We start from the raw sequence: 8,887 nt of genomic DNA on the forward strand, positions 1-8,887 counted from the left end.
GAACATTACGAGCGCCGAGAAAATACCAACCAAAAAAGAGTTGTCACGTGATCGATGGACCCGGGTCGATCCGGTAATGGGAATCGGCGGATGGAACGACGGCAGCGATGCGGTCGAATTGACTCAAGCAATCTTGCGAAACGAATCCGGGATTGTGATCCCGCCATCATCGTTGGTCGTCCGATCGCTTGGGTTTTATCTGATCGCGTTGGTGCCGCTGAACTATCTCGTTTTCCGTTTGTTCGGCAAATTGGAATACGCTTGGTTAACCGTACCGGTGATTGCCATCGCTGGCGCGGTTTGGGTTGCTCGTTCCGCACAGCTTGATATTGGATTTGCACGCAGTCAAACCGAACTGGCGATTCTGGAAACCCAGCCGGGATATGAACGTGCCCACCTTGCTCGCGTCATCGCCATCTACAACTCGTTGTCCAGCACGTACGACATGCAATTTGGCACTGTCGACGCCGTTGCAAATTCGCTCGCTCAATCTAAAACCGACCCGGTCGATGAACCGCTTCGATTCCAGACCGATTTTGAAGAGGGGCCGTTGTTGTCGGGAGTCGCCGTGGGCAGTAACCAAACACAAATGGTTCGCGCCGAACAGATCGTTGACCTGGGCGGCAGCATCTATCTGGACGACGAAACGTTGGTTAACGAAACCCAATACGATTTGCTCGATTCGTTTGTGGTGGTCAAGAACGCGAAGGACCAAACAAGACTTGCCGTTGTGGGACTTTGTTCGGCAGGCTCGAAAACCAAGTTGCGTTTTCGCGACGATGCTGCCGTCAATGTTTCCACTGAATTGCCGCTTCAAGTATCGCGCGTGATGAACGCGTTTCTCGCCGACAAATCGATTCCGACCGACTCGTCACGATTGGTCGGACGCATCGAAGAGTCGCTGCCTGGAATGACCGTCACCCCTCAAGCGAAACAACACATCGCCGAGACGGTCGTGCTGGCAAACCTCCGTTTTCCTCCGTTGCCCGAGCCAAAGTCAGATGTCAATTTGATTGGCGATTTTCGTCGATCGTTAACCGAACCTGCTGACTCGGAATTGCAGAGCGAGGATGAATCGGAGAATTGAATTTCCTCGCTCAAACCTAGCTGCACTGCAACACTGAATTTTCACCGCCCACCGCTCGGCCCCAGGAAACTTGATGATCACGCTCAAAGGATTCGGAAAAGATTACGGCGATTTCACAGCCGTCCAGAGCATCGATTTGGAGATCGCTGCGGGGGAAACGTTTGGTTTTATTGGTCCCAACGGAGCAGGGAAAAGCACCACGATCCGGTTCCTAGCGACGCTGTTGCGGGCAAGTCGTGGTAGCGGATCGGTGGCCGGTTGTGATGTGATGGCAGATCCCGTCGGCGTGCGGCAATCGATTGGCTACATGCCCGATAACTTCGGCGTCTATGACGGTATGCGTGTGTGGGAGTTTTTAGACTTCTTTGCCGTGGCGTATCGAATCGGACGCACTGAGCGAAAGCAGATTATCGACAACGTGTTGGAGCTATTGGATCTCGGCCACAAACGCAATGATTTTGTCAACGGGTTGTCGCGGGGGATGAAGCAGCGATTGTGTTTGGCTAAAACGCTTGTGCATGATCCACCGGTGCTGATCTTGGACGAACCTGCCTCGGGACTGGATCCGCGTGCACGAATCGAAGTCAAAGCGTTACTGAAAGAGCTACGGAAAATGGGCAAGACCATTTTGATTAGTAGCCATATTCTGACCGAGCTTGCTGATTGCTGTACATCGATCGGCATCATCGAACGTGGCGAGTTGTTGATGAGCGGTCCGATTGGCAGCGTGTATCGGCAAATCCGCCGCAACCGTATTGTCGAAATTGACTTTCTGACAGGACTCGAAGCAGGACTCTCAATCCTCAGAAGCAGTCCCGCCCTGCGGTCGCTTGAACAAGAGCCCACCCGCGTGATTGCTGAGCTGGAAACCGATGACGAAGGATTGGCGAATCTGCTCGACGAATTGATCAAAGCCGGCGTGCGGATGCGCTCGTTCAACGATCGCGATCCCACGCTTGAGGATGTCTTTATGACGGTGACCCGAGGCTTGGTCACGTAAAAAAGGTCGTAGATCGTTCGGGGCACGCGATGAAAAAGCCGGATAGGTTTCCGGTCTGTCGTAGCATTCTCGACATGCCGGATGCCTGGCTCCTATTCACAAATCCGCGAACGCGTCAACGACGCTACGGCTCTTAGCGACCAAAGATTTTGTCGATGCCACGACCAAGTTGCTTCTGCAAGTAATTCTCAGCGGAATCTTGGACCGCTTGCACGCCTAATTCGGTCACCACCTTTCGCACGCCCGACGAATCGAGACGAGGACGCGAGAACGTGCCTTCGATCGGTAGCGTGACCGGTTGTCCGGCCAAGCCCTGCAGATTGCTGCCCAGCCATCGAGCGTCCAATGGAACTTGCGCGATCAAATTCAGATTACCATCAAACGAAACGTTCCCGCTGGTGACCACTTGGGCGCGGTCCACTTCGAAGAACATTCGTTGGTGGCTGACGATGCCGTGGTCGACGGTGAAGTCGACGGTTTGTGCAGGCACACGAATCAACGTTGTCTCGGTATTCACCGCCGCTTGGGGCGTCCCGATCGATGCGAGCGAACGCAGTTGTTTGATCCCGCCGATGATTTGATTTGCCATTGGACCCGAATTCATATCGATCGAATCGATGTTCAAACGCCCCACAACGCGGCTCTGTTCCGGTCGATCGATGACCACAATGGCTTCGTCAATTTCGGCACTTAGCGTTCCATCGATGCGAGTCGTATTGGCCGCTAACGGAGCTAGATACTTGAGCCAGCGATCGGTCATGTCGGGTGTTAAACGGATCGATTCCGCCACCCGGCCTGGTTCAATTCGCATCCACAGCGGCCCCGGTCGATAATGGACATCGCCTGCGATATTGAGTCGGCCTTGATCGACTGGGATCGACGCGGGGGACACGAAAACACTCGTTTCGGTCAATCGCACAGGAATATTGGCCTGACCAAAATTAACTCCGGCGACTTCCCCTGCCTCCCAGCCGAGGTTCGCCAGGACGTTGATTGCAATATGCTCGTCGGTTTGACGCTTGACGGCAATTTCGATCGGCGTCTCCTGGACTCCTTGTAATTGAATCTGCGTTCCGACAAGTTCGCTGAGTCGATTTGCGACTTCGGTCATCTTGATTCGCGCCGGACCTTTAATCGAAACGTCGCCGAGCGTGTTATTCCAAACCGCGTGACCGGTTAAGCTTGTCGCAAACCAGTCGCTTGACAATTTCAGCGAATCGGTCACCACACCGCCACTGGTTGGATCGACATGAATGGTCCCGTTAATTTTTACATTCGGTTCTGCCCACACCACTCGCGAACCTGAGTTCAAACCTCTTGCAGTTGATGGAGGCGAATTCGCTGTGCTCGCCCCCGCTGCATTACGAACAGGGCCAACCAATTGCGAGGCCGCGCTTGCTTGAGCGGGTTGAACGACGGCGACGCCTTTGCCATTCAATTCGGTTTGAATGGCATAGCGTCCCTTCGAATCCGTGACGATAAAGCGACCGTCGCAATCGCCCATTACCAACCAGTCATCGGTTTGGACTGATTGCCCAGGCCTGTAACCCACTTGGCTGATTGCAGGAAGCACACGGTTTGCCACTCGGGTTTTCATACTGCCCTGGATGCGTTCGAGTTTCGCTTGCCAAGCGATTTCCAGGTCGGTTCGCTCGGCACTCCATTCCCCTTCGATGGCGGCGGTGACGGCGTTTCCGACGATCGTCAACGACCGACAATCCAGCGTCGAATTGGTCCAGTCATAGTCGCCGCTGAAATGCAGTTTGACTTCGGGTTGGCTGAAATAGCGATCGGCGTAGGCGACGTGCGGTTGAGTCAATTCGATTGTCGTTCCTGTCAACCGGCCGCCCGAGGACGAGATATCTGCACGTGCATTCATGCTGAATCCGCCGTCGAAATCATGTAATTCCGCTGGCAACCACGGGCCCAACGTATCGGCCAGAGCTTCGAGACGTCCGTCGCCTTGGATGCGCAGCGGAAATCGCGTGTTCGCATCGGGGTGTTGGATCCCTTGAACTAGTTCCGCTCGTAGATTCAGCCCGCTGCTTGAAAGCGTGGCATTGGCCACCGACAACGATTCGATCTGGCCGGCTTGCCATTGGCCCACGGCGTCGACATTCATGCGTAATGCGGGATGACGCAGCCGATTGCCACCAGGCAGTTCGATCAACAGATCCTTGGCGTCGCCCGTTCCCGTCAATCGCCACTGATCGCCACCGGACGCATTCCATTGGATCTTGCCGCGAGCGGATCCGGCTAGTGATGAACTCGACAAGTCGATGATCGGACGCAGCATATTAGCCAAACGCCCAAAGTCGACTTCGATATCGGTGGCGCCACTTTGCAAGTTGCCTTGTCCGCTGGCCGCAGCAAACGAACTCGTCAGCTTGAATTGTTCGGCTTGGATGCGGTCTTGGTTACTGGACACGATTGCGGTCATCTCGACCGGGTCGATTACCACTGCTTGACCACGCGATCGCGCACGTAGTGCATCGCTGCGAAGACTCAAACGTCGTCGCCGAGCGTCACTCGATGGCAATGATTCGATCGAAGCTAGGGCTCGTCCGGAAACCAATTCCGCATCGTTTCGGATTGGCAAAACGCCGGGCAAAGCATGGTCTAATGCCGCCAAGTCGACTTCGGCGCTTGCGGTCCCTTCGAGTGCATCTAGCCAACGCACCGGATTGTCACTTGCTCCGACTAAGGTAATCGAAGTGGAAAAGGCGCCGTCGAGTTTCAATGAGGCGAAATCGGTTGTCGCCACCAATCCCTGACCAATCACACGATCGTTTTGTAGCGTCAAGCGGCCGTCAAGCATCGCAAGCTTGTTGGTCCAGCGGCGGGTGTCTTGCTGAAGATTCGCCGCCTCAAGATTACGAACTTGAAATTGAGTCACGTCGGCGTCGACCGATCCATCTGGGCCGCCACGAATGATTAAATTGCCGGTTGCATCGCCTACTAACTGAGCGGGAATCTGATCCGCATAGGCACTTAGGCGACGGCGAGCCAACGAGACCACCGATAGCGGCAACGAGTCACAGGTCAGATCAATGTTCCAAGGCGATGTCGAACTGGAATGGTCGAGCGAAGCAAATTCGAACTCGACCGCGCCTTGCAGTGATCCCTGGCTGCCTCTCGGTTCAGCCAAGACGCCGGTGAAACGACTCTGCAATGAATCGTCTTGCAATTCCAGCTTCGTACTTGCTTGTGAAAATCGCCAAGTCTCGCCCGTGATCGCGTCTTTCACCGTCAAGGTTGCGTCGCTGATATCGACTGTCGCGGTCGTGGATGGTCCGTCGGTGGCAGGTTGTTCGAGCAGGATTCTTAGATCTTCTTCGACGCTGCTCTGCCCATCGCGAACATCACATTGGATGTCGACTCCACGGACAAGGATCGGACCGAGATCCCGTTTGGTGGTTCCAACCAAGTCCATTACGGTCAATTCGGTATCGAGTTGCTCGACCCTGCACTTGCTGCCCGCTTCGCGTCCTTCGATCGACAAACCAGTAATACGTAGCGGCGTCACCCAACCGACACGGATCCCTTCGGCGCTGGCATCAAACCCGTACGCTGAAGCGGTGCGAGCGACTATCGATCTGCCAACCGGCGAATGGCTTACCAGACTGGGGGCGGCAAGTAGCAAGAATCCGACGAACAGCAGTCCGCCGAGCAGGTAGTACCGCCGCCGTCGGTTGCGATTTTCGCGTCGACGATGCGTTTGTTCCTGCTGCGTTCGCTCGAGTTGATCGAGCAAAAAGTCGTCGGTGGTCACAGGCACATCCTTGCCGCCATTCGTAACGAAGAAGAGAAGATCCGGACCACAGTGTAGCGGCAATGGCCTCAAAAGCCCAAGATGAGTTTTCATGCCGCTTTTTAGCGACTTTTGCCCACCAAATTAGCTGAAGAGGGCGAAGTTTGGTACGAAAGCTGCCATGCAAATACTAGAATGGAAACATCCGGTGCCCCTGTTGGCGGAAGTTGAAAGTGGCTGAATCAATTTGATTCCGCCGCCCGCGGTACCGACGAAAACCCTGACGCTTTCTTTTCTTTCGAAGTCGACGGTACAAATCATGATCTATAAGCTTGTGCTTAAAAACGAAGTGTCTGGGCTAAATCGTCGCAGTTGGACGTTCAAGCCGCCTGTTTGCTTGGGACGTGATCCCGAATCTAATCTGTGCATCAATCATCAATCGATCAGTCGTCAACATTGCCAATTCTCGCTCAATGGTGACGAAGCTTTGGTGATCAAGGACTTGGGGTCGACCAACGGAATCTATGTTGATGACAATCGTGTTCAGCAACATGTGCTGATGCCAAACCAAGTGGTGCAGATTGGAGCGTTGGAGCTGGAAATACAATTTTCATCTCCCGATGAACTCGCCGAGTCGCAGCAGTATCCACGCGAAGGCAATGTAGATCGAACGCGTCCGTTGCCGGTGTACCAGCTCGATGCTCCGGTTGAGGCCAAACCGTGGTGGCGCCGCGTGCTAGGGTGATTCCGATTTGTTTTGGCGAAAGATGAAGATCAATCGCCTCGCTTCTACCTTTCGAGGCTGCGTTTTTTATAGGCCGGATCGAGCAAACGGCGTCAATGCCGGATCGGCGGACGCCATTGAGAATTTCACATCGGTCCGAGTCTCATTCGAGATGGCTATCGATCGCGGATCCGGCATGATCCTGCGTCCTTGATTCGGCCTACTACTCGTCCCTCAACACGATAACCCAACACCAACACATACGAATCAACCGATCGCACTTTGGATCCGTTGGACCAACGGGCGAGTCGCTTCGGCGGGGCTGCACAATTGATAGGTCGATGCGGCCAGGAAACGGTTTCGCCATGCTGGTGAAAGCACGCGGTAATCCTCAAGTGCCGCCGAGCTGAACTTGTAGTCGTGCGAATCGTTGCCTTTTAGAAACACCAAACGTCGTGCATGATCCACAACGTCTTGGGGATTGCCGCCAGCGGATAAGAGTCGATACATCTGAAGCGATGCTTCTTTGCGACTCTTGCCCATTGTCTCGAACACGTCGGTTACTGTTGGCGAATGATCGCTAGGTTCGGTTGATGCCAATTCATCGATGCGAGTTGCACTCAAGCTGCCGCGACGTGCTGCGGCATCGCGGAACAACGGTAAAAATGACGCGTTTTGCAGCAGCAGTACTTTGCGTGTCTGTTCATCCGATGCAGCGGAGAAAGCGTGATGGATTGCGTTGGTGGTCGTGACCGAATGCAGCGAAACAATCCCACGTTGACGCATCAACAATTCTCCTGCCGAGGCAAACAAGCCGTCCCAAATCGATTGGACGGCAATGTTTTTCTCAACGAGCTCTGCAACCATTTCGCTTGCCTCGATCGGTGAACAATCGTGGAGCGTCCTCACCAGATCGCGAGTGGCACCATCATCGATCTTTCCTCCCGCGAGCGATGTCGACATGTTTTGTGCAGCAATCCGATTGAGACGGCCAGGCCGATCGGCTTCCAGATCACTCGTCGATGGATTCGGTTCGTCGTTGTGATTTAGGATTGCGTAAACAAGACTTCGCATCACAGGTTCGGCATACTCCCATCCGATCGTTTGCAATGTGCGAAAGGCATTGGACAGATAGATGACTTTATGTCCGATGCTGCGAAAGTCACGAGCAGCGTAGCTGCTGAGCACTTCAAAAACACGATTGGCGCCCTCGTGCCGGACCAACGCAGTAATTGCGGCGTCCGCGGCCGACTCGTCCCATCGTTCCAGTGCTGTGCGAAGTTCTTTTTCGGCGTGCGTCGCTTTGGGCAATGCGGATTCCTCAACCGTCGGCATCGTCCAGTTACCTTCGCGAACGTCCCGTGCTTGCGAGCTTTTAAAATTGTCGATGGCCCAGAAAAGCGGCAGCCAACGGTCTTCGTCGGGGCCGCTGATGCTGGCTAAATGAGCGGAGTTGACGACCAAGACGGCATGGAATTTGAAGCCTACCGAGGGACGCGGTTCGACATTACGCACGCCTGCAAGCAACAAGGCGGTAAGCAGTTCACGATAGCTGAGTCCCGCTTTGACACGTTTCGCCGTCGCTTCGATGATCGATTGCTGAGGCGTATCTTCGAGGAACCGTACCAGTGGCTCTATATCACTAGAAAACCGAGCGATGCCGCTGTCGATCGTAACGTCGGCCGCCGCAAGCGGGCCAAGCGAATGAAGCAAGCTGCTGAGTCCTAAACCAGCCGCTGTGGAAGCCAAGAACGTCCGCCGCTGTAGCACTGACATGTGATCATCTCCGGTAAATGAGTGTTACCTACGATTGTAGCGACTTCCCCAGCCCCAACCTACTTCCCACAGGGACAGTTCCCACAGGGACAGAGAGTTCCCACAGGGACAGAGCATTTCGCTTACCAACGCGACTCACCACATGCCAACATAAATGCCAGCAACCATCCAATACCCTCCCCAAAACAGGGACGGAGCATGTTATTGAGGGGCGTAAGACCGCTCATAAAGCAGGGACAGTCCCTGTATAGGGACAGGGCATGACGTCGGGGTGAATGAGGTTAACATGAGAGAGCTACCGGAAAGGTCCTACACGTTTTCGACGTTGCCTACAGCCGAGTCTGGCACAAAACACGAGCTATTTTGGTGGAGATGCGGTTGATGCTCGCCTGTTGCTGCGCAGTTTCTTTATCGACGACACGTCACCACGCTCAACACCTGAAAAGAATAAATGCTCGCAAGCTAATCCGCTTGGGTGAGTAGCTCTCGGGCTCTTCGCCGCAAATGATAGCGGCGGTGGGTGCGGTGGCTGCGCAGCGGATCGATGCT

At 54.5% G+C, this 8,887-nt stretch carries 4 protein-coding genes and 1 pseudogene; 3 read left to right on the plus strand and 2 right to left on the minus strand.

Translation table 11 applies throughout. The features are described from left to right. Window positions 1-1,087 (plus strand): annotated as a pseudogene (locus RMSM_RS16850) (hypothetical protein); the annotation flags it as partial. A 73-nt stretch (window positions 1,088-1,160) separates the two neighbouring features. Next, window positions 1,161-2,087, plus strand: coding sequence for an ABC transporter ATP-binding protein (locus RMSM_RS16855; protein WP_008698703.1), 927 nt, complete (start codon window positions 1,161-1,163; stop codon window positions 2,085-2,087). 133 nt (window positions 2,088-2,220) lie between these two features. Here the strand turns inward: RMSM_RS16855 and RMSM_RS16860 are convergent, their stop codons facing one another. After that, on the minus strand, window positions 2,221-5,859 hold the full coding sequence (locus tag RMSM_RS16860) for a hypothetical protein (protein ID WP_008698705.1): 3,639 nt from the start codon (window positions 5,857-5,859) through the stop codon (window positions 2,221-2,223). A gap of 298 nt (window positions 5,860-6,157) precedes the next feature. Here RMSM_RS16860 and RMSM_RS37030 point away from each other — a divergent pair, with 298 nt between their 5' ends. Beyond that, window positions 6,158-6,583 carry an FHA domain-containing protein gene (locus RMSM_RS37030; RefSeq protein WP_144057722.1) on the plus strand — a complete coding sequence of 142 codons (426 nt, stop codon included), beginning with the start codon at window positions 6,158-6,160 and terminating at the stop codon, window positions 6,581-6,583. A gap of 246 nt (window positions 6,584-6,829) precedes the next feature. Here the strand turns inward: RMSM_RS37030 and RMSM_RS16870 are convergent, their stop codons facing one another. Continuing rightward, complete coding sequence (locus tag RMSM_RS16870; RefSeq protein WP_008698711.1) at window positions 6,830-8,338, minus strand: hypothetical protein; 1,509 nt, start codon at window positions 8,336-8,338, stop codon at window positions 6,830-6,832. Between the last annotated feature and the right edge of the window lie 549 nt (window positions 8,339-8,887).

The organism is Rhodopirellula maiorica SM1 (assembly GCF_000346295.1).
Classification (GTDB): Bacteria; Planctomycetota; Planctomycetia; order Pirellulales; family Pirellulaceae; genus Novipirellula; species Novipirellula maiorica.